The sequence below is a fragment of the Streptomyces noursei genome (assembly GCF_001646665.1).
Taxonomy (GTDB): domain Bacteria; phylum Actinomycetota; class Actinomycetes; order Streptomycetales; family Streptomycetaceae; genus Streptomyces; species Streptomyces lavendulocolor.
Window position 1 is genome coordinate 135,584 of sequence record NZ_LWBU01000279.1, and the last position, 26,820, is coordinate 162,403.

The 26,820-nt window shown below is 74.3% G+C and carries 22 protein-coding genes and 1 pseudogene; 18 read left to right on the forward strand and 5 right to left on the reverse strand.

Features of this window, described 5'->3' with window-relative positions; genetic code table 11:
• Positions 1 to 16 precede the first annotated feature (16 nt).
• Complete coding sequence (locus A4V12_RS19320; RefSeq protein ID WP_234372243.1) at positions 17 to 367, forward strand: hypothetical protein; 351 nt, start codon at positions 17 to 19, stop codon at positions 365 to 367.
• 93 nt (positions 368 to 460) lie between these two features.
• Here the strand turns inward: A4V12_RS19320 and A4V12_RS19325 are convergent, their stop codons facing one another.
• Positions 461 to 649: a hypothetical protein gene (locus tag A4V12_RS19325; RefSeq protein WP_064070613.1), complete on the reverse strand. Its 189-nt coding sequence runs from the start codon at positions 647 to 649 to the stop codon at positions 461 to 463.
• Positions 650 to 921: 272 nt separating this feature from the next.
• Between A4V12_RS19325 and A4V12_RS39990 the strand changes: the two are divergent.
• Both A4V12_RS39990 and A4V12_RS38930 read left to right on the forward strand, forming a co-directional pair.
• A pseudogene (locus tag A4V12_RS39990) lies at positions 922 to 1,857 on the forward strand (extracellular catalytic domain type 1 short-chain-length polyhydroxyalkanoate depolymerase); the annotation flags it as partial.
• Positions 1,858 to 2,331: 474 nt separating this feature from the next.
• Entirely contained in the window at positions 2,332 to 3,732 is a 1,401-nt protein-coding gene (locus tag A4V12_RS38930; protein WP_423563708.1) for a tannase/feruloyl esterase family alpha/beta hydrolase, read from the forward strand.
• Between the two features lie 3 nt (positions 3,733 to 3,735).
• Here the strand turns inward: A4V12_RS38930 and A4V12_RS19340 are convergent, their stop codons facing one another.
• Positions 3,736 to 4,635: a DUF2867 domain-containing protein gene (locus A4V12_RS19340; RefSeq protein ID WP_064070614.1), complete on the reverse strand. Its 900-nt coding sequence runs from the start codon at positions 4,633 to 4,635 to the stop codon at positions 3,736 to 3,738.
• Between the two features lie 51 nt (positions 4,636 to 4,686).
• On the opposite strand from A4V12_RS19340, the gene A4V12_RS19345 reads away from it, so the two are divergent.
• Entirely contained in the window at positions 4,687 to 5,265 is a 579-nt protein-coding gene (locus A4V12_RS19345; protein ID WP_064070615.1) for a TetR/AcrR family transcriptional regulator, read from the forward strand.
• Between the two features lie 88 nt (positions 5,266 to 5,353).
• On the opposite strand, the gene A4V12_RS19350 is transcribed toward A4V12_RS19345, so the two are convergent.
• The gene (locus A4V12_RS19350; protein WP_064070616.1) at positions 5,354 to 6,307 is read right to left on the reverse strand and encodes a GNAT family N-acetyltransferase; all 954 of its coding nucleotides are present in this window, start codon (positions 6,305 to 6,307) and stop codon (positions 5,354 to 5,356) included.
• 173 nt (positions 6,308 to 6,480) lie between these two features.
• Here A4V12_RS19350 and A4V12_RS19355 point away from each other — a divergent pair, with 173 nt between their 5' ends.
• The 5 genes from A4V12_RS19355 to A4V12_RS19375 all read left to right on the forward strand — a co-directional run bounded on the left by A4V12_RS19355 (position 6,481) and on the right by A4V12_RS19375 (position 11,014).
• Positions 6,481 to 7,134, forward strand: a complete 654-nt coding sequence (locus A4V12_RS19355; protein ID WP_064070617.1) for an HAD family acid phosphatase — start codon at positions 6,481 to 6,483, stop codon at positions 7,132 to 7,134.
• Between the two features lie 95 nt (positions 7,135 to 7,229).
• Positions 7,230 to 8,111 (forward strand): YhjD/YihY/BrkB family envelope integrity protein, encoded by an 882-nt coding sequence (locus tag A4V12_RS19360; RefSeq protein WP_079137152.1) that lies wholly within the window; start codon positions 7,230 to 7,232, stop codon positions 8,109 to 8,111.
• Positions 8,112 to 8,239: 128 nt separating this feature from the next.
• A complete protein-coding gene (locus tag A4V12_RS19365; protein WP_064070618.1) occupies positions 8,240 to 9,046 on the forward strand; it encodes a VOC family protein in 807 nt (268 codons plus the stop codon).
• Positions 9,043 to 10,314 (forward strand): cation:proton antiporter, encoded by a 1,272-nt coding sequence (locus A4V12_RS19370; RefSeq protein ID WP_064070619.1) that lies wholly within the window; start codon positions 9,043 to 9,045, stop codon positions 10,312 to 10,314. The genes A4V12_RS19365 and A4V12_RS19370 overlap by 4 nt, the downstream gene beginning before the upstream one ends.
• A 172-nt stretch (positions 10,315 to 10,486) precedes the next feature.
• Entirely contained in the window at positions 10,487 to 11,014 is a 528-nt protein-coding gene (locus tag A4V12_RS19375; protein WP_064070620.1) for a hypothetical protein, read from the forward strand.
• Positions 11,015 to 11,416: 402 nt separating this feature from the next.
• Here the strand turns inward: A4V12_RS19375 and A4V12_RS19380 are convergent, their stop codons facing one another.
• The gene (locus A4V12_RS19380; protein ID WP_423545949.1) at positions 11,417 to 12,439 is read right to left on the reverse strand and encodes an NAD-dependent epimerase/dehydratase family protein; all 1,023 of its coding nucleotides are present in this window, start codon (positions 12,437 to 12,439) and stop codon (positions 11,417 to 11,419) included.
• A 188-nt stretch (positions 12,440 to 12,627) separates the two neighbouring features.
• Here A4V12_RS19380 and A4V12_RS19385 point away from each other — a divergent pair, with 188 nt between their 5' ends.
• Together A4V12_RS19385 and A4V12_RS19390 are read left to right on the forward strand one after the other, a co-directional pair.
• The gene (locus A4V12_RS19385; RefSeq protein WP_064070622.1) at positions 12,628 to 13,422 is read left to right on the forward strand and encodes an SDR family NAD(P)-dependent oxidoreductase; all 795 of its coding nucleotides are present in this window, start codon (positions 12,628 to 12,630) and stop codon (positions 13,420 to 13,422) included.
• A 211-nt stretch (positions 13,423 to 13,633) separates the two neighbouring features.
• Positions 13,634 to 15,073 (forward strand): PP2C family protein-serine/threonine phosphatase, encoded by a 1,440-nt coding sequence (locus A4V12_RS19390; RefSeq protein WP_064070623.1) that lies wholly within the window; start codon positions 13,634 to 13,636, stop codon positions 15,071 to 15,073.
• A gap of 332 nt (positions 15,074 to 15,405) precedes the next feature.
• Here the strand turns inward: A4V12_RS19390 and A4V12_RS19395 are convergent, their stop codons facing one another.
• Positions 15,406 to 16,902, reverse strand: coding sequence for a DNA-binding protein NsdB (locus tag A4V12_RS19395; protein WP_064070624.1), 1,497 nt, complete (start codon positions 16,900 to 16,902; stop codon positions 15,406 to 15,408).
• A 234-nt stretch (positions 16,903 to 17,136) separates the two neighbouring features.
• Between A4V12_RS19395 and A4V12_RS19400 the strand changes: the two genes are divergently transcribed.
• The 7 genes from A4V12_RS19400 (at position 17,137) to A4V12_RS19430 (ending at position 26,806) form a co-directional block, all read left to right on the forward strand.
• Positions 17,137 to 18,261 carry an aminoglycoside phosphotransferase family protein gene (locus A4V12_RS19400; RefSeq protein WP_064070625.1) on the forward strand — a complete coding sequence of 375 codons (1,125 nt, stop codon included), beginning with the start codon at positions 17,137 to 17,139 and terminating at the stop codon, positions 18,259 to 18,261.
• A 190-nt stretch (positions 18,262 to 18,451) separates the two neighbouring features.
• Entirely contained in the window at positions 18,452 to 19,168 is a 717-nt protein-coding gene (locus tag A4V12_RS19405) for a DNA alkylation repair protein (protein ID WP_064070626.1), read from the forward strand.
• Between the two features lie 215 nt (positions 19,169 to 19,383).
• Positions 19,384 to 19,563 carry a hypothetical protein gene (locus A4V12_RS19410; protein WP_064070627.1) on the forward strand — a complete coding sequence of 60 codons (180 nt, stop codon included), beginning with the start codon at positions 19,384 to 19,386 and terminating at the stop codon, positions 19,561 to 19,563.
• Positions 19,564 to 20,039: 476 nt separating this feature from the next.
• Entirely contained in the window at positions 20,040 to 20,324 is a 285-nt protein-coding gene (locus tag A4V12_RS19415) for a GlsB/YeaQ/YmgE family stress response membrane protein (RefSeq protein WP_064070628.1), read from the forward strand.
• A gap of 148 nt (positions 20,325 to 20,472) precedes the next feature.
• Positions 20,473 to 22,224, forward strand: a complete 1,752-nt coding sequence (locus A4V12_RS19420; RefSeq protein ID WP_064070629.1) for a PP2C family protein-serine/threonine phosphatase — start codon at positions 20,473 to 20,475, stop codon at positions 22,222 to 22,224.
• 268 nt (positions 22,225 to 22,492) lie between these two features.
• Positions 22,493 to 24,409: an N-acetylmuramoyl-L-alanine amidase gene (locus A4V12_RS19425; protein WP_064070630.1), complete on the forward strand. Its 1,917-nt coding sequence runs from the start codon at positions 22,493 to 22,495 to the stop codon at positions 24,407 to 24,409.
• Between the two features lie 120 nt (positions 24,410 to 24,529).
• On the forward strand, positions 24,530 to 26,806 hold the full coding sequence (locus A4V12_RS19430; protein ID WP_079137154.1) for a terpene synthase family protein: 2,277 nt from the start codon (positions 24,530 to 24,532) through the stop codon (positions 26,804 to 26,806).
• Positions 26,807 to 26,820: the final 14 nt, after the last annotated feature.

Here is a 26,820-nt window from a genome sequence, read left to right on the forward strand (position 1 = left end):
GACGTACGGTATGGCAGTGGATTCCGAACGCAACCAGGACGTACTCGTCGGCACCAAGCCCCGGGCCCAGGTCGAGGCGGCGTACCAGCGGCTGGAGCACAAGGCGGCCGCGCCCGGTCTCCGGACGCCCTTCTCGCTGGGCGCCGTGGCGGCCTACGAGTGGGCGCTCGGGCGCGCCGCCGAAGCCCCCGTGACGGGAGCGGCCGGCACCGGCCGCGTACCGTCCAGCCATCTGCTCACGGCCGAGCTGGACGCGGCCGTGGTCCAGCTGGGGGACCCGACCCAGAGCGCCGAGGGCGCGGCCCACGTCCGCGGCGTCCATGACGCGCTGGCGTGGGTGTGCGGGCTCATCGACGAACGGCCCTGACGCGCCGGCGTGGCCCGGTGCCGCGGGCGCCGGGGCGGCGGCCCGGGAGGTGGCAGGGGACGCACCCGCGCGGAGGCGGGGGCTCCCGCCCGCTCATATCGAGGCGGGCGGGAAACCCATGCCCGGGTAGCCGGTCGGCCGGCCGACGGCGCCGAAGTCCAGCGCCCGCGTCAGCTGCCTGAGCGTCTCCTCGGCGACGCGGCGCACGTCCGCGGGAACGTCGCCGCGCTCCTCTATGAGGCGGTCGTAGATCGGCGCGTCGCCTCGCACGGCGGAGTCCATGTCGAAGAACCTTTCCGAAGCAGTCTGTTGGTCGCTCACCGCCGCTGCGGGCAGCGGTGGACGAGTGTACGGGGCGTGACGGGGCACGGTGCGCGCAGCCCGTCACGCGGGCCGTCCCGGGCGGCCCCCTAGCAGGATCCGGGGCGCGGCGCAATCCCCCCGGCTCGGTCCCGGACCCGGCGGAGTGTGGGGCGCCTGGACATACCGGGCGGTATCCGGGGCGCCCTACGGTGCGGGGATCGATGTCCCGGCACGTCCCCGAGGAGCCGCCCATGCCATCGCCCGCCCTCCGCCGTACGCCCCCCACGGGCGCCGGCCCCGTCCTGCGGCGGCTGGTCGCCGCGCTGACCGTGCTGGTCCTGGCGCTGGGTGCCGCCCTCGCGGGGCCCGTACCCGCCGCCGCGGCCGACCCCGCTCCGGGGCTGACCCGGGTCACCTCGTTCGGCGCGAACCCGGGCGCGCTGCACATGTACGTCCACCGGCCGCCGTCGCTGCCCGCCGCGCCCCCCGTGGTGGTCGCGCTGCACGGCTGTACGCAGGACGCACAGGTGTACGCGGACGGCTCCGGGCTCTCGCGGCTCGCCGACCGGTACGGCTTCCTGCTGGTCCTCGCCGAGCAGACGGCGGCGAACAACCCGAACAAGTGCTTCAACTGGTTCCGGCCGGCCGACAGCCGCCGGGGGCAGGGGGAGGCCGCGTCGATCCGCCAGATGGTCGCGCACGCGGTGGCCGCCCATGGGGCGGACGCGCGGCGGGTCCATGTGACCGGCCTGTCCGCCGGGGGCGCGATGACGTCCGCGCTGCTCGCCGCCTACCCCGACGTGTTCTCCTCCGGCGCGGTGATCGCGGGGTTGCCCCACGACTGCGCGCGGGACACGACAGCCGCGTACACCTGTATGAACCCGGGTGTGGACCTGACCCCGGCCCAGTGGGCGCAGCGTGTGCGCGACGCCCACCCGTCGTGGGCGGGCCCGTGGCCGAGGGTGGCGATCTGGCACGGTGACCGGGACACGACGGTGGTGCCGCGCAATGCCGATGAGCTGCGCGACCAGTGGACGGCCGTCCACGGCCTGTCGCAGACGCCCACCCGGACCGATGTCATCGGTCCGAACGCCACCCGGCGGGAGCAGTACGCGGCCCCCGACGGAACGGTCGCCGTCGAGGTGGCCGAGGTGCCGGGGATGGGTCACGGCACCCCGGTGGACCCGGGCACCGGGCCGGAGCAGTGCGGTGTCGCAGGCACCCACTTCCCGGACACCATCTGTTCCGGCCACTGGATCGCGGGGTTCTTCGGACTGGACGGCTCCGGTGGTGGACCCGGTACGCCGCCGGCGCCGTCCGGGCTGGCGGTCACCGGCGCGACCGGGTCGACGATCACCCTCACCTGGTCGGCCGTCGACGGCGCCACCGGCTACACGCTGTACCGCGACGGTGCGCCGGTCGCCGCGCCCGCCGCTCCCCCCTACACCGACACGGGCCTGGCGGCCGGCACCGACCACACCTACGCGGTGGCCGCCCGGGACCGGGACGGCAGGACCGGCACCCTGTCCGCCCCCGTGACCGCCCGGACCACGGGCGGCTCGACCGCCTCCTGCTGGACGGACGACAACTACGGGCACGTGCGGGCGGGTCGGGCGACGGCGAGGGGCGGGTACACGTACGCCAAGGGCTCCGACCAGGCGATGGGGCTGTACAACACGTTCATCACCCATACGTTGAGGGAGTCGCCCGCGGGTCACTTCACGCTCGCCGACGACGGGTGCGTTCCCGCCCCGGAACCGCCGGCGCCGTCCGGCGCGGCGACCGCCGCCACGGCCGCCGCACCCGGGGGGCGGACGGTGTCCGGCTGCCCCGCCTCGCTGCGCGTTCCGGGCGCCGCCCACCAGCGGGTGTCGTGCCTGGACGAGCTGACGACCGCGGGGACCGTGGCGTCGGGCCACACCGACCCGGCGGACTGGGCGGGCCTGACCCCCAAGGACCTGCCGACGCCCAGCGGGGTGCCGGGCGTCCAGATCGACGGGTACTTCCCCGACACGTCGGCCACCAACACCAACCACGGCTGGATGCACGACGCCCAGTTCGTCCTGCGGCTGCCCGACCGGTGGAACGGCGGCCTGGTCGTCTCCGGGACGCCCGGCAACCGTGAGCAGTACGCCAACGACCGGGCCATCGGCGACTGGGTGCTGTCGCGGGGGTACGCGTTCGCCGCCACCGACAAGGGCAACACGGGGACGTCCTTCCAGCGCGACGGACGCAGGCCCGGCGACGCGATCGCCGAGTGGAACACCCGGCTGACGCAACTGACGCGGGCGGCCCGCGCGGTGGTGGCCCAGCGCTACCACCGGCCGCCGGCCCGTACCCTCGCGACCGGGATGTCCAACGGTGGCTACCTGGTGCGCTGGCAGCTGGAGAACCATCCGGAGCTGTACGACGGCGGGGTGGACTGGGAAGGCACCCTGTGGCGGGCCGACGGTCCGCACCTGTTCACCTTCCTGCCTCCCGCCCTGCGCCATTACCCGGTGTACGCGGCCGGCGGCCCGGCCGCGGGCGCGGCCCGGAGGGCGATGCACGCCGCCGGCTACCCGGCCGGTTCCGAGTTCCTGTGGCCGTACCACCACACGTACTACTGGGGTCTGACGCAGCGGATCTACCGCGAGGAGCTTGATCCGGGCTACCCGGGCGCCGACGCCGACTACGACTGGGCCGCCCGCCCCGAGCGGGTGCGCGGTGCGGTGGACCGCATCGCCCTGACGGGCCGCATCGGCAAGCCGCTGATGACCGTGCACGGCACGCTGGACGTCCTGCTGCCCATCACCCGGGACTCGGACGTGTACGCCCGGATGGTGCGGGAGGCGGGGCGCGGCGGGCTGCACCGCTACTACCGGGTCGAGGGCGGTACGCACACCGACGCCCTGGTGGACGCGTTCCCGGACCGGCTGAGGCCGCTCGTGCCCTGCCACCGCTCGGCGTTCACCGCCCTGGAGGGGTGGATCGGGCGCGGGGAGCGTCCGCCGGCCGGCCGGACCGTGCCCCTGCCGGCGGGGGCCGGCGCGGCGGAGCTGCTGGCCGGCTGCCGGTTGTGACGCTCAGCCCCGGGCGGCCTCCCGCCGGCGGTGGCGCGAGCCCGCGGTCGGTGCGGCGAGCGCGAGCCGGCGCCGGGTGCGGCGGAGCACCAGCCGCGTCATGAACGGGTGGACGTGGCGCACGGCGCCGAAGTAGAGCCGGCCGAGCCGGTTGTGGGTCCGCACCACCGTGCTCAGGGTGACGTCCCGCTCGCCCACGAGGAGGGAGGCGCGGAAGTCGAGGTGCCGCGCGTCCTGGCCGAGCAGGAGTTCGTCGCCCTCGCTCGCCATGACGGGGAAGGGCAGGACGTCCCGCCAGGCGCGCGGGTCGCGGGGCATGCCGGGGTCGAGCGGCACGCCCCAGGCGTCGGCGAAGTCGGTGCGGTCGAACGCGGTGCGGGCGAGCCGCGCGCCGTCCGGGACGGGGACGGCGACCGGCCGCTCCTGCCCCAGGCGGTGCAGCAGCCGCACCAGGGGCGGCCGGGTGGTGGGAGGGGCGGCGGTACGGCCCGTGGCGGCGTGCTCGGCGTTGTCGAGCAGTTCCTCGACGACCGTGTCGTGCACGGGGCGCACGAGCAGGGACCAGAGCAGCGCCTGGCCCGGCCCCTGGCGCTCCTGAAGGGTGTGCGTCAGGCGGCAGCGGCCGGGTCCCAGGGGTTCGACGTCGAGCCGGTGGTGGCCGTCCGCGGGCGGGGCGAAGTCGAACCGGACGCTCCGGCCGGGGGTGTAGGCGGTGACCCGGTAGCGGACGGGGCCGTGACCGCCTTCCGCGCCGACCCCCAGGGGCCGGTCGAACCGCATCGGCGGCCAGACGGGAGCCGGGAAGAGGGGGTCGTCGTCGGAGGCGATCCGGTCGAGCAGGGCGCCCACCCGGTCCGCCGGTGCCTCGATGACGCGTGCGTGGACGTTCCGTACCGTGCGCATGACGACCCTCCATACGGGAGCGTATGTTTTTCCGTACGCTACCGTACGGTCATGAGGAGCGAACGACCGGCGGGCGGCCGCAGGCGGCTGACCGCCGAGGACTGGGCCGACGCGGCCCTCGCAGCGATGGCGGAGGGCGGCGGTCTGGCGGCCGTCGCGGTGGAGCCGCTGGCCGCCCGGCTGGGCACCACGAAGGGCAGCTTCTACTGGCACTTCACCGGGCGCGACGCGCTCGTCGAGGCGGCCCTCGCGCGGTGGGAGGAGACCTCCACGGAGCGGATCATCGAGGCCACGGAGGCGCGTCCCGACCCGGAGGAGCGGCTGCGCTCGCTGTTCCTCGCGGTCATGACGGAGGCGGTGAACGACCCGCTGGAGGTCTCGCTGCTCGCGGACGCCGGACAGCCCCATGTCGCCGCCGTGCTGCGCCGGGTGACGGAGCGCCGGATCGGGTACGTCGCCCGGCTCTTCGAGGACCTGGGCTTCTCCGCACCGGCCGCCGCCCATCGCGGGCTGCTCGCGTACACGTCCTACCTCGGCCACACCCAGCTGGCCCACGCGGTGCCGGGGGTCCTGCCCCCGGACCGCGTCTACGTGGACTCCGTGCTGGAGACGCTGCTCCGCCGTCCGTGACCGCGGGCCGGCCGGTCGCCGGCCCCGGCGCGCACGGACCGGGGGCGGCGGGCACGCCGCCGGGCGGGCGCCGTCCGGAGGCGGACGGTCAGCCGGCGGCGGTCACCGGGAGCGTGACCTCCCAGGTGTCCACGGCGTAGTGCAGCCGCATGCCGTGGGCCTCGTAGAGCCGCAGGGCGCCGCTCTCGTTCAGCGTGTCGACCCCGAGCCCCAGCCGGTCACGGCCCAGGGCGGCGTACACGCCGAAGGCGTGGCGCAGCAGGTGGCCGCCGAGTCCCCGGCCGCGCGCGGCCTTGAGGACGCCCAGGTTGCGCACCCAGCCCATGCCGGCGCGGTCGTTGCGGGAGAGGAGCACGGCGGCGTCGCCGGTGCCCTCCACGGCGGCGATCCAGACGAGCGACCAGTCCAGGCGGGCGGCGTCGATGTCGTCGAGCCACTGCTCGTAGGTGCGGGGCTGGTGGTCGAAGTGCTCGGCGAAGGTCTCCTCGACCAGGGCGTGGGCGCGCCGCCGGTCGGCCTCGTCCGTGCAGGCGCGCAGGGTGACTCCGGCCGGGGGCTCGGGCAGCGGCTCCTGGTGGGGTGTCAGGTCGCGGAGCATGACCTGGTAGCGCCGTACGGTGTGCCAGCCGCGCCGCCGCAGGAGGGTGGTGTCGATGGTCGGCCGGCGGTTGAGGTGCAGGTGGACCACGGCCCGGGTGGCGCCCTGGTCCCCGGCGATGCGGCGGCACCGCTCCTCCGCCAGGTCCAGCAGGCGTTCGCCGGCGGCCTGGTGGTCGGGCAGGACGTAGTGGTCCATGTCGACGCGTTCGCCGCCGGAGTCGCTCCACACCAGCGCGTAGGCGACGAGCCGGTCCTCCTCGAAGGCCAGCCAGGAGTCGTGGGCGAGTTCCACCTCGGGGTGGGTCAGGTCGGCCTCGATGGTGTGCAGATCGGTCTCGGGCGCGCCGATCTCGATCGTGTCGATGGTGTTGAGCAGCTCGCAGATCTGCGGTGCGTCGTCGGTCCGGGCGGCCCGGACGGTGAGTGTGGGTCCCGTCTGCATCGGGCCACTGTCGGGGCCGGACGGCCCGCCGTGCAAGCCGATTTCGCGCGTGCGCCGCACCGCCCGAACCAAATGGCTACCGACCAGTAGATGGAATGCCTCATTCCGTCCATCATTGAGCGCGAGCATGCCAACGCGTCAACCGCTCCCCACCCCCACAGGAGTTGAACACCATGCATGCAGCTCGATGGAGAACACGAGTGGCGCTCACCGCGGCCGCCCTCGCCGTCACCACGGCCACCACCGCCGCGACCACCACCACGGCCACCGCCGCCCCGCCGACCGCGTCCGCCACCCGCGTCACCGCGACCACCGGCGCCCAGCTCGGCGGCGTCGACTACACCACCTGGCAGCGGGACGTGGCCACCGCCCTCGCCCAGGCCCGCCCCTACATCGAGCAGCGCACCGCGTCCGCCTCCGGCCAGAAGCTGGCCGTGGTCCTCGACATCGACAACACCTCGCTGGAGACGGACTTCCACTACTTCTGGGAGTACCCGACGCCCGCCGTCAGGCCCGTCCTCGACCTGGTCCGCTACGCGGACTCGCGCGGGGTGGACGTCTTCTTCGTCACCGCCCGGCCCGGCATCCTGCACGCTCCCACCGCGTACAACCTGAGGGCGGTCGGCTACCCCGTCGACGGCCTGTACGTGCGCGACCTGCCGGACCTGTTCGACGAGGTGAGCGCGTACAAGACGGCCAAGCGCGGCGAGATAGAGGCCAAGGGCTACACGATCATCGCCAACATCGGCAACCGGCCCACCGACCTGGTCGGCGGCCGCGCCGAGAGGACGTTCAAGCTGCCGGACTACGACGGCAAGCTGTCGTAGCGGCGGCGCGTCCGGCGGGCGGGCGGAGGCGTCCATTCGGGCCCTCCCCCGCCCCCACCCGCGCCCCGCGCCCCGCCGCCGGGTATGCGAGGTGCATGTCCGACAAGTCTCCCGGGACCGAGGGCGGGGCCCGCGCATGGTCGCTCGGGCGGCTGCACCGCGCCTTCCACCGCTCCGCCGCCGGGCGCGGCTGGCGGACCGGCAACGACCTGGAACTGATGCACCGCTCGATGGGGTTCGCCGCCCTCGGGCTGCTCACCCTGGTGCCCCTGCTGATCGTGATCGCCGCGGCCGACCCGGCCGGCGGCACCGGCTTCGCCCAGTGGCTCTCCGACGGCCTCGGCGTCGCGGAGGGCTCCATCGACGAGGTCGAACGGTTGTTCGCGCCGCCGGGGGCGGCGCTGGAGTCGATCACCGGCTTCGGTCTCGCCGCCCTGGTGGTCTTCGGCCTGACCTTCGGCGGCGTGGTGCAGACCGGTTACGAGAAGGTGTGGGAACTGCCCGCCGCCCGCTGGCACACCATGTGGCGCCACGCCGTGTGGCTCGCGCTGCTCATCGGTTACCTCCTGCTGTCGGCGGACGTCTTCACGCGCCCCGCGGTCGGCATCGACCTGGTCTGGCGCCTGGTGCTCGCGGTCGCCAGCGCCGTGCTGTTCTTCTGGTGGTCGCAGCGGCTCCTGCTCGGCGGCCGGCTGCCCTGGCGCGCCCTGCTGCCGGGCGCCGTGTGCACCGTGATCGGACTGGCCGGACTGCGGGTCTTCTCCCGCCTGGTCTTCTCCCCGCTGATCGCCTCCAACGCGGTCGCCTACGGGCCGGTCGGCACCATGCTGGTCGTCCAGTCCTGGCTCGTCGGCGTCGGCTTCGTGGTCTTCGGCGGCGCGCTGACCGGCCGGCTGCTGTACGAGGAGCGCTGGCACCTGGCGCGCCTCCTGCGGCGCTGGGCCCACCGGCTCGGGCTGCGCCGCCGCCACGGCTGATACGCGGCGTGACCAAAACGGCCATCCCTCGCGAAGAGTGCAAGTATGGACACCGGGCAGAGGCAGAAGAGACAGCAGGGACACCTGCGGCACATCCGCACCACTGGTGACACCGGGACGGTTTGCACATGAACAGGAAGCCGACAGCCACCACCGCGGCAGGGGTGACGTCCAGCAGCTCCGTCTTCGGTGCTCCCTGCTGGGTCAGTCTGATGACCCGCGACCTGCGCGCCGCCCAGGACTTCTACGGCGCGGTCCTCGGCTGGGAGTTCCGCCCGGCGCGGCTCGGCGAGGAGTTCAGCGTCGCCCTGGAGGACGGCAACCCCGTCGCCGGCATAGGAGCACTGGCCTCCGCCCTCCAGGTGGCCGTCGCCTGGACCCCGTACTTCGCGGTGCAGGACGCCGACCAGACCGCCGCCCGCATCCGGGAGCGCAGCGGCACGGTCGCCGTCGGACCGGTCGGGTTCGTCGTCGGCCGGGGTGCGCTCGCGGCCGACCGCGACGGCGCCGTCTTCGGCATCTGGGAGGGCCAGCTCCTCTCCGGCTGGGAGACCTGGCGCGCCGCCGCGCCCGCCTGGCTGCGGCTGCAGACCCGGGACGCCTTCGAGGCCGCGATCTTCTACGGCGAGGTCTTCGACTGGGCCTGCGGCCGGCCGGGTTGCTGCGACGTCGAGTACGAGGGCGACGAGGTCGTGCTGCGCAGCGCCGGCCACGTGGTCGCCCGGCTCAGCTCCGGCGCCCTGGAGGCCGCGCCCGACCCGGCGGTCCGGCCCCGGTGGGAGGTGCACTTCCCGGTGCGTGACGTCGACGCCCGCGTGGCGGCCGCGCGGCGGCACGGCGGCACGGTGATCCACCACGAGCCGGGCGCCCACGCCACCCTTCGTGACCCGGACGGGGGTTTGTTCACGCTCACCGCGCGCACAACTGCTGAATGAGCTTTTCCGATCTTGTGTACGCCGGCCTGGGCGTCGGCGCGCTCGCGGCCGCCGTCCTGCCGCGCGTGGTGTTCAGCCGCCCGTTCTCCATGCCCATGGTGTTCCTGGCCGCCGGTGTCGCGGTCCAGCTCCTGCCGCTGCCCGTCCCCGTGATCGATCCCGTGGCGGACCGGCTGTGGGTGGAGCACGCCACCGAGGTGTGCGTGCTCGTCTCGCTGATGGGTGCCGGGCTGGCGATCAACCGGCCACCGGGACTCCGCGCCTGGGCGGGCACCTGGCGCCTGCTGGGCATCACGATGCCGCTGACCGTCGTGGCGGTCGCCGTGCTCGCCTGGGCGGTGCTGGACTGGCCGCCCGCCGCGGCCCTGCTGCTGGGCGCCGTGCTGGCGCCCACCGACCCGGTGCTGGCGGCGGAGGTGCGGGTGGGTGAACCGACCGACGCGGAGGACGACGAGGACGAGGTGCGCTTCACGCTCACCAGCGAGGCGGGGCTCAACGACGGGCTCGCCTTCCCCTTCGTCCTCGCGGCCACGGCCCTGGCCGCCGCGGCGGGGACCGGCTGGTCGACCGGGTGGATGGGCGGGTGGGCCCTGTCCGACGCGCTCGGCAAGGTGGTGATCGGCGTGGTCGCGGGGGCGGCGGTGGGCCGGCTGCTGGGGTGGATGTTCTTCCGCGCCCGGGCGGAGGCGCTGCGGCTGTCGGAGCACATGGAGGGCTTCGTGGCGCTCGGGGCCACCCTCCTGTCGTACGGGATCACGGAGCTGCTGCACGGCTACGGCTTCCTGGCGGTGTTCGTCGCCGCCTGCACGCTGCGCGCCGCCGAGCGCAGCCACGGGTACCACAAGGTGCTGCACGAGTTCACCGAGCAGATCGAGCGGCTGCTCACGGCGTTCCTGCTGTTCCTGCTCGGCGCGTACGTCGCCGGCGGCGGCCTCGCGGACCTGACGTGGCAGGCGGTGGCCGTCTCCGTGCTGCTGCTCCTGGTCGTCCGCCCGGTGACCGGCTGGGTGGCACAGCTCGGCTCGGCGGCCGGGCCGCGCGAGCGGATAGTGGCGGCGGCGTTCGGCCTGCGCGGCATCGGGTCGCTGTACTACCTCGCGTACGCCCTGGGCGAGGACGACTTCGACGGGCTGGCGGGGCAGCTGTGGGCCGCGGTGGCATTCACGGTCGTCGCCTCCGTCGTCCTGCACGGGGTGACCGCGACGCCGGTGATCAGCCGCCTCGACCGGCTGCGCGGGACGGCGGCGCCGGGCGATCCGCCGCCCTGAGCGGCGGGCGCAGAGCGGCGGGCGCAGCGCGTTGTGCGCCGCGCGTTGTGCGCCGCGCCGGGAGCTCCGCGCCGGGCGCCGCCGCGCCGAAGCGCCGGGTCCCCCCGGGAAGCGCTCCAGCAGGGCCCGCCGCTGGGCCTCCTCCCGTTCCAGCACGTCGGCCAGGACCTCGGTGTCGCGGCTGCCGCTGATCGCGTCCCGCACCAGCGCGGCCAGGACGTCCGGCGGCAGCGCCTCGGCCTGGGTGGTGGACGCGCCGGGGAAGGAGGACCGCCGCTCGCCGGCCTTCACCGGGGCGGTGGGGAGCCGGAGCTCGGCGATCTGCCGCTCGGTGACGGCCAGCCGGTCGAAGCGCACGAGCACGTCGGGGGCGTCCAGCGCGGCGAAGGCGGTGACGTCCTCGGCGAGGGCCGCGAACAGCTGCAGCCCGTTCGGGTCCCAGTCCCCGACCACCAGGATCCGCACGCAGCCGTGGCCGCCCACCGCGGCCCGCTGGGCGGCGGCCCGCTTGCCGGACAGCCCGGTGGCCGACGCGTACACCGGTACGCCCCACGGGTCGGTGACCGTGGCCAGCTGCGGGACGAGGCCCGCCGTGTCGCACCACACCTCCAGCCTGGCGTCCTGGCCGGTCTGCCGGTCCAGCCGGAAGCCGCGCGCCGCGTCCAGCTGCGCCTGCCGGAAGCCGTCGGCCCCGTCGTAGGCGACGGGCTCCACGGCGGTGTGCGTGCCGTCCCCGATCGCCAGCCACGATATGCGGCCGGACCGGCGGGCCATGCCGAGGAGGTCGACCAGCCGTTTGTAGGTCCGCTCCTGCCGGGCGAGCACACCCTCGGAGACCGCCGCGTACCAGATCTGACGTATGGTCAGCGGCAGCTGGGCGGCATACCTGCCGAGGATGAACTCGACCGCGGCCAGCAACTCCTGGGTCGCGGGCCGCGGTTGCCAGTCGGGCTGGTAGCCGCGAGGACGCCTGTCCGGCACCGTTGCCCCCCTTCGGACCGAGCGGGTGGACGGGCCGGGACGTCAGGGCGTCCTGCCCGTCCCTGTCGGTCTGCCCACTGGGAGCGCCGGATTCACCTGCGGGCGGGACCCGCCGCGCCGGTCAGCTCGCCCTGCGGCCCGTGAGGGGGGCGGTGTCCATACCGGCGCCGTGCCGCATGCCGTCGAGCATCTCCTCGACGGCCTCCAGGGAGGTGCGCCGGGGGCGCCAGCCGAGCTCCTCGCGCGCCCGCGTGCAGTCGAGCATCGGCACGCGCAGCACGGCGTCGAAGAGCTGCGGGGAGGCGGGGATCAGGCGCAGGCCCCAGCCCGCGGCGAGCGCGGCGCGGATGGCCGGCCGGGGCAGGCGTACGACCCGGGCGTCGAGCAGCTCGGCGAGCCGGCGGGCGTCGAGGGCCGGCTCGGCGGCGAGGTTGAAGGCACCGCTCACCTCCTTCACGACCGCCAGCCGGTAGGCCTGGGCGGCGTCGTCGGTGTGCAGGGCCTGGAAGCGCAGGCCCGGGATGTCCGGCACCACCGGGATCGTGCGGGGCCCGGCGAGCTGGCCCGGCACGAAGCGTCCGGCGAAGATGCGCCGCTGCTCGCTCCCCGACTCCTCCTTGAACAGGAACGCGGGCCGCATCCGCACGACCCGGACCCCGGGGTGGCGGGCCTCGAAGCCGTCCAGGACCCGTTCCAGGTAGGCCTTCTCGCGGGTGTACGCGGCTCCCGGCCAGCCGTGCGTGGGCCACGTCTCGTCGACCGTCCGGTCCTTCGGTCCGGGCGAGTACGCGCCCACCGACGAGGCGTGGATCAGGACGGGCACGCCCGCGGCGGAGACGTCCCGGTACACCTGGAGGCTGCCGAGGACGTTGGTGCGCCAGGTGGCCACCGGGTCGTGCGTGGGCTGGAAGGCCCAGGCCAGGTGGATGACCGCGTCGGCGCCCTCGAAGTGCCTGACGAGGTCGGTCCCCTCCTCCCGGAGGTCCACGGCGGCCCAGTCGGTCTTCGGCGGCGACCAGCCGGGCAGCCGGCGGGCCAGGCCCAGGACGGACGAGATCCGGGGGTCCTCGGAGAGGGCCGCCACCACACTGGTGCCGACGTTTCCGGTGGCCCCAGTGACGACGACCCGCTTGCCGGCGTTCATGTTCACGGCTCCTGCCCTCCGACGGCGACGGTTCCACTTGCGTCCCGGCCCGGTGGGCCCGCGCCGGGAGGTCCCGGGTACCCCCTGGCGGCCGGTCCACGTCCCCGGTGCGCGGGTATGAGGGCCCGGACGGAAGGGAACCATGGGACGCGGGGGACGAATGACGCACGAGAAGGGAAACCGGGCGGATGCATGTGGACCTCACCGGCAGGACGGCGCTGGTCACCGGCTCGACACAGGGCATCGGCGCGGCGATCGCCACGGCCCTGGCGCGCTCGGGCGCGACGGTGGCCGTCAACGGGCGGACCTCCGACGGCGTGACGGCCGCGGTGAAGCGGCTGCGGGCGGAGGTGCCCGACGCCGAGGTGGTCCCGGTGGCCGCGGACGTCGCCACGGAGGAGGGCGCCCGGCTGGCCGTGGAGCTGCTGCCCGAGGTGGACGTCCTCGTCAACAACCTGGGCGTCTTCGAGTCCCGGCCGGCCCTGGAGATCACGGACGCGGAGTGGCGGCGGTACTTCGAGGTGAACGTCCTCGCGGCGGTGCGGCTGACCCGCGCGTACCTGCCGGGGATGACCGGCCGGGACTGGGGTCGGGTGCAGTACATCGCCAGCGACTCGGCGGTCGTGACCCCGGTCGAGATGATCCACTACGGGATGTCGAAGACGGCGCTGCTGGCGGTGAGCCGGGGCTTCGCCAAGGAGGCCGCCGGGACGGGCGTCACTGTCAACTCGGTCATCACCGGCCCCACCCGGACGGGTGGCGTGGAGGACTTCGTGTACGAGCTGGTCGACCGGGACCTGGAGTGGGAGGAGGCGCAGCGCGTGTTCATGCGCGAGCACCGGCCGCAGTCGCTGCTGCAACGGCTGATCGAGCCGGAGGAGATCGCGCACATGGTGGTCTACCTCAGCTCGCCCCAGGCGTCCGCGACGACCGGTGGGGCGGTGCGCGTCGACGGCGGCTATGTCGACGCCATCCTGCCGTGAACCGCCGGCCGTCCCGCACCCCCGGAGCCGGTGGCACCGGCGGTCGCCCGGCCCGTCGCGGCCGGGTTCCACCGGGCCGTAGGCATATGCCGGAAGCACCACCGTATCGAGTGTTGCCAAACCCCTTACAGGGTGTCTCCGCCTGTGCAACAGTCGTAACCGGTCCTCAGTTTACGACCCTGGCCGCGCCGCGCCCGTATCGGAGTACGACATGCCGTCCCATCTGTTCGCGGACCGTCCCGCCCCACAGCCACCCGAGCGTGGCACGCTGGACGCCCTGATCTCGCAGACCCGTCGGCTGCGCGGAGACGTCGACGCGGTGCGCAGGGACGCCGTGGCGGACGAGGACGATCCCCAGGGCCGCTGGCAGCGCGCGCTGTGCGACCTCGCCGTCCACCAACTCGACGACCTGGGCGCCCAGTTGGGTCAGCTCAGGCAGGGTGCTCCGGACGGCACCGGCGAAACCGCGGAGCCCTTCGAGGACCCGGCCGCCGACGACCGCGCCCCCGCGGACCCGCCGCCCACCGGGTCGCTGCTCAGCCGCGTCGGCAGCGCGGAGTGGAACCTCCTCACCGACGAGGTGAGCTGGTCCGACGAGCTGTACGTCATCTTCGGCCGCCCCCCCGAGGCCGGCCCGATGACCCTGGACGAGCTGCCCTCCATGGTGTTCGCCGAGGACCAGGCGCTGCTGACGGCGATGGTCACGGGCTGCCTGATCGACGGCAAACCCATCGACGGCGAGTTCCGGATCGTCCGCGCCGACGGCCGGGTGCGCACCCTGCACATGATGGGCGAGCCCGTCCTCGACGTCGACGGGTGCACCGCGTCGATGTGGGCGGTCCTGCGGGACGTGAGCGAACTGCGGCGCAGCGAGCGGGCGGTGCGCGAGACCCGCGACTCGTTGCAGCGCCGCCACCACATCGAGCAGGCCGAACACCGGATGGCGGTGGAGCTCCAGGAGGCGGTGCTGCCCCCGTGGCGCGGGTCCTCGGGGCTCCCGCACGGCGGGCCGGCCGGGCTGGACCTGGCCGCGCAGTACCTGCCGTCGGCGTCGAGCGCGACGATCGGCGGCGACTGGTACGACGCGCTCGAACTGCCGGACGGGGACGCCCTGCTGACCGTGGGCGACCTGACCGGGCACGGCGTCTCCGCGACGTCCACGATGGCGATGCTGCTGGGCGCCCTGCGGGGCATGGCGGTCGCGGGCATCAGGCCCGGAGCCCTGATGGGTCACCTCAACCAGGTGCTGGACACCTCGTCGCAGCCGGCTCTGGGCAGCGCGGTGTGCTGCCGCTACGACCCCAGGACCCGGACCCTCGGCTGGGCGCAGGCCGGCCACCCCGCCCCGCTGCTGTTCCGCGGCGGGACGGGGCGCGCGCTGACCCGCCCGGACGGCGCCCTGCTGGGGGCGACGTCCGGGGCGACGTACGAGCAGGCCGAGATCGTGCTGCTGCCCGGCGACCTGTTGGTGCTGCACACGGACGGCCTGACGCGCGGCCCCGGCAGGGAGAGGCTGCTGGAGCTGGCGCCGCGGTTCGCCCGGGCGCGGGACGCGAAGGAGTGCGTGAGGTCGGTGGTGGAGGAGTTCGGCGGCACGGCCCGTGAGGCCGACGCCTGCGTGATGGTCGCCAGGGTCGGCGACCGGTCGTGAGCTGCGGCCCGGGCGTCATGCCGTGGCGGTATGGCGCGTGGGCCCGGTCGGGGTGGCAGGGCACCGGAGCGTCGGGGTGAAGCCCGGTGGTCGGTCGTTCCGCGTGCGGTGGGGTTCCCGACGGCTTTGCCGTGTCGCCCATCGGGCCGTGATGTCGGTTCGTCGGAGTGTGACGTGGTGCCGGGGATCGGTGCGGCCGTGCTGTTGTTCCCGGCTGTCGTACCGTCGCCCTGCGGAGGCCGGTGGTCCTGCTTTCCGGTCCCGGGCGGTCGTGCCGGGTGGATCGTCGGTCGGTGACCGTGCGGGCGTGGCCTCAGGGTCCGGAGCGGCCGTCAGGCACGTCCGCGCCGGGTCCTCTTGGCCGTCGTGGCCTTGGGCATGGCCAGCTGGATCTCCTCACGAAGGTCCTCGATCTTGGAGTAGCCCGCGTACTGCCCGGTGAGCCGGTACATCTCCCGCAGCCGGTCCCAGGTGCGCTGCGAGGAGGTCTCGCCCATCGACATCAGCGCGAGGCGGGCGTAGCGGTCGGCCTGCTCCGGGTCGTCGGCGATGAAGCACGCCGACGCCATGGAGAGGTAGTCGAAGATCTTCGAGCGCTGGCGGCCGTCGTTGCGCAGCGCCAGGGCCTTCTGCGCGAAGTACTGGGCCTGCTTCGCCGCGGCGGGCTCGTGCTCGGCCAGGGTGCGGTACGCGAGCGCCTGCATGCCGTACAGGTCCTCGCTCCGGAACGTCTGCATCCAGCTCGGCAGCGGCACGTCGGACTTGTCCGAGACGAACAGCTCCTCCGCCTCGCCCAGCGTGCGGCGCATGGCCTGGCCGCGGCCCATGGACGCCTGCGCCCAGGCCTCGATGGTGTGCAGCATGGCCTGCGTACGCGGCAGGATCTCCTCGCCCGAGCCGGACCGGGCGAGCTTCATCAGGTCCAGGGCCTCGTCGGGGCGGCCCAGGTGGACCATCTGGCGGGCGGCGCGGGAGAGGGCCTCGCCGGCGCGGGGCCGGTCGCCGCCCTCGCGGGCCGCGTGGGCGGCGATGACGAAGTACTTCTGGGCGGTGGGTTCCAGGCCCACGTCGTGGGACATCCAGCCCGCCAGCACGGCGAGGTTGGCGGCGACGCCCCACAGCCGGCGCTGGAGGTGGTCGGGGTGGCGATAGGCGAGCATGCCGCCCACTTCGTTGAGCTGGCCGACGACGGCCTTCCTCTGGAGCCCGCCGCCGCGTGCGGCGTCCCAGGCGCGGAACACTTCGACCGAGCGTTCCAGTGCCTCGATCTCCTGCGACCCGATGGGCGCGGCCTCGTAACGGTCGAACCCGGCGGGCTCGGCGTGCAGGGGATCGCCGGGACGGGGGGCGTCGGCGGCGAGTGACGGGTCGGTGTGGAGCCAGTCGTGCATGGCGCTGGTGAGTGCGGAGCCTGCGGCGAGCGCGGCGCCCGCGCCCACCAAGCCGCGTCGGTTGAGCATGAGGTCCATTCCCGTGAATTCGGTGAGGACCGCAGCCGTACGCTCGGGCGCCCAGGGCAGCCCGTCAGGGTTGTCGGTGTTCCTGACGTCCCGCCGTTTCCCGGCGCGCCCGTGTCGTACGAACCCGAGGTCCTCGATGGTCACGACACGGCCGAGTCGCTCGGTGAACAGAGCCGCCAGCACCCGCGGGACGGGATCGCGCGGGGTCTCCCCCATGTCGATCCAGCGCCGGACCCGCGAGGTGTCGGTCGCCAACTGGGGGTGGCCCATGGCCGCCGCCTGCCGGTTCACGAGTCTCGCGAGTTCGCCCTTGGACCAGCCGGCGAGGCCGAACAGGTCTGCAAGGCGGGTGTTGGGTTCTCCGGTCACGTCAAGCCCCCAGGTTCTCGGCTGAGTTGACACTAACCCGGTGTCATAGGGCCCGCGACTATTCGCCAGGGTTCGCCAGGGTGCGCCAGATGGTGTGCCACCCGCGCCCGGGTGTCAGGTAGGAAAGCGCCACCCCGCCCCGGCAACCGGCCCTCATTCCCCAGGGTGTCGACCGGCGGCCGGGACGGGGCAGCGTACGTAAATCGTCGGCACACGAAGGGGTCTGTCTCGCCCATGTACACAGCATCGTCCTCCGTGTCCGCCCCGCCCCGGCCGCAGCAGCAGCGCACCGTCACGGCCGGCGGCGGCCCGTACCTGGATCCTTCCCAGGCGGGTCGGACCCGGCGCTGGGCGGGGGCCGTGGCCGGACCGCTCAGCGGGAGAATCGACTTGTCCGGCACCCAGGGCGCGCAGTTGCGGAAGGTGATCGCGTCGGTGCACCGGATCTGCCCCGAGTTCAACCCGGTGCAGGTGATGCGGCGCAGCGGCCGCTCGGTCCTCCTCGTGGGGACCACCGGACGCTCCACCGCGGTCGCCAAGTGTTTACTGGACCACTCCCCCGCGTGGGCCGAGCGGTTCCGTCATGAGATCGCGGCCTACCGGGCCTTCGTGCGCCACCGCCCCCCGGTACGGGTGCCGCGGCTGATCGCGGCCGATCCGGACAACTGCGCGCTGGTGATCGAGCGGATGCCCGGACGGGCGGCGGCGCTCACGCGGCACCCCGCCGAGGCACCGCCCCGGGCCGATCTGCGGGCCGCGCTCGCTGCGGTCACCCGGCTCAACACCTGGCGGCCGCCGGCCGGGACGTTCGAGGCTCCGCTCGACTACGGGTCCCGGATCTCCCGCTACCACGAGCTGGGCCTGTTCACCGACCGGGACCGCGACGACCTGCAGAAGCTGCTGCACGGCCTGGCCCACGCGGGCGGGCGGCAGGGCATGGGCCAGTTCTGCCACGGCGACGCGCTGCTGTCCAACATCCTGCTCTCGCCCGCCGGTCCCGTCCTGGTCGACTGGGAACACGCGGGCTGGTACCTGCCGGGGTACGACCTGGCGACGCTGTGGACGGTGCTGGGCGACGCGCCCGCGGCCAGGCGCCACATCAGCCAGCTCGCCCAGCGCGAGGGACCGGCGGCCCGGGACGCGTTCCTGGTGAACCTGATGCTGGTGCTGACCCGGGAGATCCGCACGTACGAGACGGCGGTGCAGCGGACCATACGGGAGGCTCCACCCGCCGGTTCGGTGCCGGCCGCTCCCGGAGCGGTGTCGACCGGCGAGGAACAGCGGCTGCTGCTGCGGCGGCTGCACGACGACTGCGCACTGGCACGGCGGGCCGTGCGCGCGGCGGTCGGCACGCGCTGACCGGCGGTCAGGGGGGAAGCGCGCCGGGTGCCTGGTGCCGACACACCGGACACCCGGCGCGCTGTCGTACGTCCTCGGCCGGACCGCTCCGGCCCCGGGGACGGTAGCGTCGCCCCGGGGCGGGCCGGCGACGCGCGGGCCGGCTGCGGCCCCGGCCGCGACCGCGTCCCGAGGAGCACCGGAGGCCGCCATGAGTGAACCGCACGCCCGGCTCGCCGCCGCCGCCGACGGTGTCCGGGAGGCGCTGGACCGCCTGGGCACGGCCGAGCGCGCGGAGCGGGAGCGGGCGTACCTGCGCAGCGACCTCACGCACCTGGGCGTGCCGGTGCCCGAGGTGCGGCGGACCGTGAAGTCGGCGCTCCGGGCGCTCGGTCCGCCCTCCCGCGACGACACGCTGCGGCTCGCGGCGCTGCTCTGGAGCGATGAGGTGTACGAGCACCGGCAGGCCGCGGTCGAGACCCTGACCGCGCGGGCGGCCGCCGTGCTGCGGGCCGGGGACCTGGCCGGGCTGGAGCGGTACCTGCGGGCGTCGGGCACCTGGGCGCTGGTGGACCCCCTGGCCGTGCACGCCGTCGGGGCGGTGGTGAGCCGCGACCCGGCGGCGTGCGGTGACGCCCTGGACCGCTGGGCGCGGGACGAGGACTTCTGGCTCCGCCGGACGGCTCTCCTCGCCCTGCTGCCCGGTGTCCGCGCCGGCACGCCCGACCTGCCGCGTCTGAGCCGCTACGCCGACGCCATGCTCGACGAGCGGGAGTTCTTCGTCCGCAAGGCGATCGGCTGGGTCCTGCGCGAGGTCTCCGTGCGCGACCCGGGGTTCGTCGCGGCGTGGGTCCGGGAGCGACGCCCCCGGATGTCCGGTCTCACCTGGCGCGAAGCCGTCCGCCGCCTGCCCGCCGGAACCGTGTGAAGGGTCCCGCGCCGGGACACCCCATCGAGGTTCGACTGATTTCAGCCATACCCCTACCGGCGATGGCCGGTTCGGGTGCATGCTGAGCCCGCGGCGCTCGTACCCCCGACGGGTGGCCGTATCGGCTCCGCCCCGCAACGTCGCGCGGGCGGAGCCGCGCCGCCTCCCGGCTCCCCACGGGAGGCCAGGCGCATGCCCGAGCGACTGGAGGCCTGATGCCGAACGATCACCACGCCCGGTCCCTGCCCCTTTCCGACGGATCCACTCGCGCCCCGGCGAAGGTGGCGGACGAGCTGTCCCTGGCGGACGCGGAACTGCTGGAGAGGTACCCGGCCGTCAGGGGAGTCGCCGAACGGTGGATGGTGCTGAGGAGGGAATCGGGGAGCACCGGCTGACCGGCGCCGCGCGCCGGCCGCTCGGCGGCCGTCTGTGTGCGGGGGCCGGTGGTGGCGGATCGCCAGGGGCGGGCCGCAGGTCGCGACACGGGCCACTCCGGCGAGGCGTTGAGGACGCGGTACGGGCCCGTGGGCAGCTCCGGGAGGTGCCCACGGGCCCGCGCACGGCCGGCCGATCCGGTGCCGCTCCCCCAGGTCCACCTCTCCTGCCCGGGTGCGCCCGGCGCGGGACGTCCACGTCCTGCGGCGCTTCACGGGGGCCTTCTCCCGGGCTCTCGCGGGTGGTGCCGCCCTGGCCACGGACGGGCGCGCCGGCCCGTCCGTCCGTACCGGGACTTCCGGCCCGTTTCGTCCGGGCCGGAGGGCCCGGAAACGGAACGGTTGCCACCGCGGGCGTTTACCGCTGCCGGGCGGGGCAAAGCGGTGTGATGTCCCGCCGCGTGGCGGAACGTGCGGAAAGCTACGGGAGGTCGAGAATGGGAATCATCGCGTGGATCATCATCGGGCTGCTGGCCGGTGCGATCGCCAAGGCGCTGATGCCGGGACGTGACCCGGGCGGCATTCTGGTGACCATGCTGATCGGCATCGTGGGCGGTCTGCTGGGCGGCTGGCTGGGCAAGGTCATCTTCGGTGTCGAGTCGATCGACGGCTTCTTCGACCTGTCGACGTGGATAGCCGCGATCATCGGTTCGGTGATCATTCTGGCTCTCTACCGGCTCATCACCGGGCGAGGGCACCGGGGTCACGGGGTGCACGCCTGACCCCGTACCGAACGTGTCCCCGGGGGTGTGAGCCCCCGACGGACACCGGAAGCACGAGGAAAGAGGGCGCCACGATGTACCGTCCCGGCGAGACGCACGCTCCGGCCGTGGGAGCGGCCGCCGGCACCGGTACCGTGGCGCCTTCGTGATGCGGTCGCACACCGCCGACGTGGCGTCCCTGAAGGCCTACATCGAGCGCGAGATCACGACGCTGCGGGCGGAGGTGCGCCGGCGGGCCGAGACGGCGGGGGTGGCGGAGCCGTCGCCCGGCCGGTCCACCGGCGGGATCGGCGGGCCGTCGCCGGAGGCCGGGGGCACCCTGACGGCGCAGTGCTCCTGCGGCCAGGGACACGGCTCCCCGCACACGTGCGTGGACGCGGACGAGCGGCACGACCCGTGGACGTGCCTGTGCGCGACGCTGCCGGCCATTCCGGTGTCGGCTGCGCTGCTGGCCCCGGTGCGTGACGACTTCGGCGGGGTCACCGACTTCGTCATCCGCGCCGGCAACCACATCCGCTCCGCCGAATGGCTGGTCTCACCGGACCAGCAGGTCGGGCAGCGGTTCTTCGCGGAGGCCCGGCCCGGGGCGGCGGCCGGCGGGCTGCTGGCCGCGCTGAAGGAGGTCCTGGACGGCGGGCGGGCCCTGAACGGCCTGGTGGTGGACTACACCGAGGAACGGTACGGCAGGCTGCGGCGCGTCCAGCTGGTGCACCACGCGTCGTCGTGCGGCGACCAGGTGCTCACGACCTGGCGCCCCGTGCGCAGCCAGGCCGAGCTGCTCACCATCGACGCGCAGCACCTGGCGTCGATGGGGTGGGGGCGCTGGGACCTGCTGTCCGGTGCCGTGACGTGGTCGGAGGGGCTGCAGCGGATCTTCCGTACCGATCCGGCGCTGCCGTGGTCGCTCCTCGAGCTGTGCGACGCGCTGGTGCCGGCGGACGTGGGGCCGTTCGGCGAGTTCGTCGCCTCGGTGCTGGCCGGTGAGGAACCGGCCTGGACCCGGATCAGGTTCCGGGTGCTGGGCGAGGTCCGGACGGTCGATCTGCTGGGCCGGCCGGTGGCGGGCACCGACGGCCGGCCGTGGGCCCTGCAGATCGTGGCCCGGGACCTCACTCCCCAGATGCGCAGCCGCCGCAGGCTGGTGGAGAAGCAGGTGGAGACCGAGCAGTTGCGGCAGCAGGCCGCGGCCGAGCGGCACGTCGCCTCGGCCCTGCGGGAGGCGCTGCTGCCGACCTACTCCGAGGGGCTGGCCGAGCTGGGGCTGGAGGTGGCCGCCGCGTACCTGCCCGCGGAGCCGGACGCCGCGGTGGGCGGCGACTGGTACAAGTGCCGGCCGCTCACGGACGGCCGGGCGCTGATCGCCATCGGGGACGCGAGCGGGCACGGCCTGGAGGCGGTCGCCCGGATGGCGCAGCAGCGTCACGCCATGGCGGGGCTCGCCCAGACGGGGGCGTGCGCCGGGGACGTCACGACGTGGCTGAACGAGCTGGTGTGTTCCGACCCCTCGTCGGCGACGGCCACCGTGGTGGTCGGCCATATCGGCCCGGACCGGGTGTTCCGGTGGACGTGTGCCGGGCACCCGGCGCCGTTGCTGCTGCGCGAGGGGCGTGCGTACGCGATGCCGACGGAGCACCGCGGGCCGCTGCTGGGGGTGCTGCCCGGGCACCGGTACGAGACGTCGGAGTTCCCGCTGGAACGGGGCGACGTGCTGCTGATGTACACCGACGGGGTGGTCGAGCGGCGCGGGCAGGACATCACCGAGGGCATCACGGCCCTGACGGGGCTCCTCGCGGCGAGCGGCGGACTGCCGCCGCGGCGGATCGTCGACCGGCTGACGGAGGAGTACGAGCGCGGCGCCCACGACGACGACGCGTGTCTGCTCGCCGTCCGGGTGGACTGACCGCGGTCCGTTCGGCGGAAGGTGTCATCGGTGCAGTCCGGTGACGTGCCGCAGGCCGGCGCGCCGCCGGTGCGAAACGGTGCTCGCCCCCGCGCCCTCCCCCGGCCGGGGCGCGAACTTCCGCGCCTGCGGGTGTGATTGACGGGCGGTCCGGCAGCCGCTACCCCTGTACGGGTCGCCGTCTTCCGTCCGGCTTCTGGAGGCCGCCTTGCCCGCTCCGGCTCGTCGACACGCACGCCGCGCAGGGCGCGTACGGGCAGCGGGAGCGGTGGTGGCGTCCGTCGCGCTGCTGCTGCCGCTGGTCTCCGCGGCGCCGCCCGCCACCGCCGGGAGGCCGCCCGCGCAGGGGGCTCTCCAGGACGACTTCGCGGCTGCCGCGGCCGAGTACGGGGTGCCGCGGAGCGTGCTGCTCGCGGTGTCGTACCTGCAGTCCCGCTGGGACGGTCACGGCGGCGCGCCCAGCGTGACCGGGGGGTACGGACCCATGCACCTCACCGACGCGCGGGCGGCGCTGGCCTCGGCGCCGCACCACTCGCACGGTGCGGAGGACCCGCGCGGTGACGCCTCGCGTCCGGTGAGGCACGGCGCGGACGCCGGGGCGGTGCCCGCGCCGTCCGTCCTCCCCGAGCGGCTGCGGACCCTGGAGCGGGCCGCCCGGCTGACCGGGCTCGCCCCCGAGCGGCTGCGCACCGGTACGGCCGCGAACATCCGGGGCGGGGCGGCCCTGCTGGCGGCCGCGCAGCGGGAGCTGGGCCACCCGGCGAGCGCCGACCCGGGCGACTGGTACGGCGCGGTGGCGCGGTACTCGGGCGCCGACGACACGGCGACCGCCACGACCTACGCGAACGACGTCTACGACGTCATCCGTGCGGGTGAGCGACGGGTGACGGACAGCGGGCAGGTGGTGGTTCTGCCCGCGGACCCGGACGTGGTGCCCGACATGGGGCAGGTCGCCGGGCTGGGGCTGCGGGCGCCGGCGTCGGAGGGGACCGAGTGCCCGCGGACGGTGGCGTGCGAGTGGATCCCCGCGCCGTACGAGGAGTTCGGCGAGGGCGACTACGGCAACCACGACAAGGCGGAGCGGCCCGCGTCCCAGGGGATCGACTACATCGTCATCCATGACACCGAGGCGACCTGGGACGTCACGCTGAAGCTGGTGCAGGACCCGCGGTACGTGTCGTGGCACTACTCGCTGCGCTCGTCCGACGGGCACATCGCCCAGCACGTGCCGCTGAAGGACGTCGGCTGGCACGCGGGCAACTGGTACGTCAACGCGAGGTCCGTGGGTCTGGAGCACGAGGGCTTCCTGGTGGCGCCGGACGCCTGGTACACGGAGGCCATGTACCGCACGTCGGCTCGGCTGGTGCGGTACCTGGCGAAGCGGTACGGGGTCCCGCTGGACCGGCAGCACGTGCTGGGCCACGACAACGTGCCCGGCCCGACCGCCGGCACGGTACGCGGCATGCACACCGACCCCGGCCCGTACTGGGACTGGGCGCACTACTTCGCGCTGCTGGGGCGGCCGTTCACGCCGACCGCCGGGCCGCGCGCGGACATCGTGACGATCCGCCCCCGGTACGCCGCCCACCAGCCGCTCTACACCGGCTGCGCGAAGCCCGCCGAGGCCTGTCCGCCGCACGGCAGCGGCGCCGTGCGGCTGCACACGCGGCCGGACGAGAACGCGCCCCTGGTGAGGGACGTGGGGCTGCGTCCGGGCGGGGAGGACTCGACCACCGGCGTCAACGACACCGGGGCGCGGGCGTCGACGGGGCAGAAGTACGCGGTGGCGGAGCGGCGCGGGGGGTGGACGGCGATCTGGTACCTGGGGCAGAAGGCGTGGTTCGCCAATCCGCGGACGCGTCCGGCGGCGGTGGGCTCGCGCGGCCGGGTGCTCACGCCGAGGGAGGGGCTGGCGGAGATCCCGGTGTACGGGCGGGCCTACCCGGAGGCGTCCGCCTACCCGGCGGGCGTGCCGGTCCAGGCGGTGACGCCGTTGCCGTACAGGCTTTCGGCGGGTCAGCGGTACGTGGTGGGCGGCCGGGTCCCGGGCGAGTACTACTACGCCCCGTCCTTCGACACGTCGGGGCACCGGGTGGTGCGGGGCCGGGAGGCGTACTACGAGATCCAGTTCGGACACCGGGTGGCGTTCGTGAAGGAGGCGGACGTGACCGTTTCGCCTGGGTGAGGGGCTCCGGGGAAGCCATCAATGGCGTTCATATGACTAATACGGGGGGCGGCGTGGGCCGAGGTGCCGAGGGGTAGGGGGGCCGCGGTATGTCCACCTTCCCCGAAAGGCGCCGCACGCATGGCACAGCCCTTCGTCCTGCCGGATTTCTACATGCCGTATCCGGCACGCCTCAATCCCCATGTGGAGGCGGCCCGTTCCCACACCAGGACGTGGGCGCGCCGGATGGGGATGCTGGAGGGATCGGGGGTCTGGGACCAGCAGGACCTCGACGCGCACGACTACGCCCTGCTCTGCGCCTACACCCACCCGGACTGCGACTCGGACGCACTGTCCCTGGTCACCGACTGGTACGTCTGGGTCTTCTTCTTCGACGACCACTTCCTCGAGGTCTTCAAGCGCACCCAGGACCTCGCGGGCGGCAAGGCCTACCTGGACCGGCTGCCGGCCTTCATGCCGCTCGACCTGTCCCAGGAGATGCCGGAGCCGACCAACCCGGTGGAGGCCGGACTCGCCGACCTGTGGACGCGGACCGTGCCGAGCATGTCGGCGGCGTGGCGGTCCCGGTTCGCCGAGGCGACCGAGCACCTGCTCAACGAGTCGCTGTGGGAACTGGCGAACATCAACGAGGGGCGGATCGCCAACCCGGTCGAGTACATCGAGATGCGCCGCAAGGTGGGTGGCGCCCCGTGGTCGGCCGGTCTGGTGGAGTACGCCGCGGGGGCCGAGGTGCCCGAGTCGGTGGCGGCCTCCCGGCCGCTGCGGGTGCTGCGGGACGCCTTCTCGGACGCGGTGCACCTGCGCAACGACCTCTTCTCGTACCAGCGCGAGGTCGAGGACGAGGGCGAGAACAGCAACGGCGTCCTGGTGCTGGAGAAGTTCCTGGAGTGCACCACCCAGGAGGCCGCCGAGGCCGTCAACGACCTGCTGACCTCACGGCTCCAGCAGTTCGAGAACACCGCCCTGACCGAGGTCCCCCAACTCTGCCTGGACAAGGGCCTCGACGCCGTGGAGTGCGCCGCGATCGCCGCGTACACCAAGGGGCTGCAGGACTGGCAGTCCGGCGGTCACGAGTGGCACATGCGCTCCAGCCGCTACATGAACGAGGACGCCAGGACCGGGCCGTCGCTCTTCAGCGGTGTGCTGGGCACCTCGGCGCTCGACATCACCACCCTCTTCGGCCGCCCGGCCGCCGCGCGGGCCCGCAGCCTCACCCACGTGCCGCACCGGCACGTCGGCCCCTCGCTGCTGCCGGACTTCGACCTGCCGTACCCGCTGACGCTCAGCCCCCACCTCGACGACGCGCGCGCCAAGTCCCTGGCGTGGGCCGGCCGGATGGGCCTGCTCGACGACATCTGGGACGAGCGGATGCTGGCCGGCTTCGACTTCGCCCTGTGCAGTGCCGGGCTCGACCCGGACGCCACCGCCGAGGAACTGGAGCTCAGCGCCGAGTGGCTCACCTGGGGCACGTACGGCGACGACTACTACCCGCTGGTCTTCGGGCGGCCGCGTGACCTCGCCGGGGCGAAGCTCTGCCACGAGCGGCTCCTGACGTGCATGCCCGTCGACGACCCGGAGGCCGGGGCCGCGGGGGCGGTCAGCCCCATGGAGCGGTCGCTGGCAGACCTGTGGGCGCGCACGGCGGGGCCGATGGGCCCCGGGGCGCGGGCGTCGCTGCGCAAGGCGCTGGACGACATGCTGGAGAGCTGGCTGTGGGAGCTGCACAACCAGGCGCAGCACCGGGTGCCCGACCCCGTGGACTACGTGGAGATGCGGCGGCTGACCTTCGGCTCCGACCTGACGATGAGCCTGGCGCGCCTGCGCCACCAGCACCACCTGCCGCAGGAGCTGCTGCGGAGCGGGACCGTGCGCAGCATGGAGAACGCCGTGGCGGACTACGCCACGATGATCAACGACCTCTTCTCGTACCAGAAGGAGATCGAGGTCGAGGGTGAGGTGCACAACGGCGTGCTGGTGGTGCAGTCCTTCTTCGGCTGCGACTACCCGACCGGCGTGCGGATCGTCGACGACCTCATGCGCGGCCGACTGCGCCAGTTCGAGCACGTGAAGGAGCAGGAACTGCCCGTCCTCAGCGAGCAGTTCGCGCTGGACCAGGACGGCAGGGCGGCCCTCGCCGCGTACGTCCGGGAGCTGGAGGACTGGCTGGCCGGGATCCTCAACTGGCACCGGGGCGTGCGCCGCTACCGGGACGAGGACGTCCGCTCCGGCGCCGGCACGGCCCGGCTGCGGGCCGGCGCGGTCGTCCCGCCGGGCCGGTCGGCGGCGCACGGGGCCGGCGAGGCCGCCGGGGCCGGACGCCCGGCCGTGGGCCTGCCCGCCGGGCCCACCGGGCTGGGCACCTCGGCGGCCCGGCCGGCGGAACTGTTCACCCCGTAGCCGCCGCCGGGCGG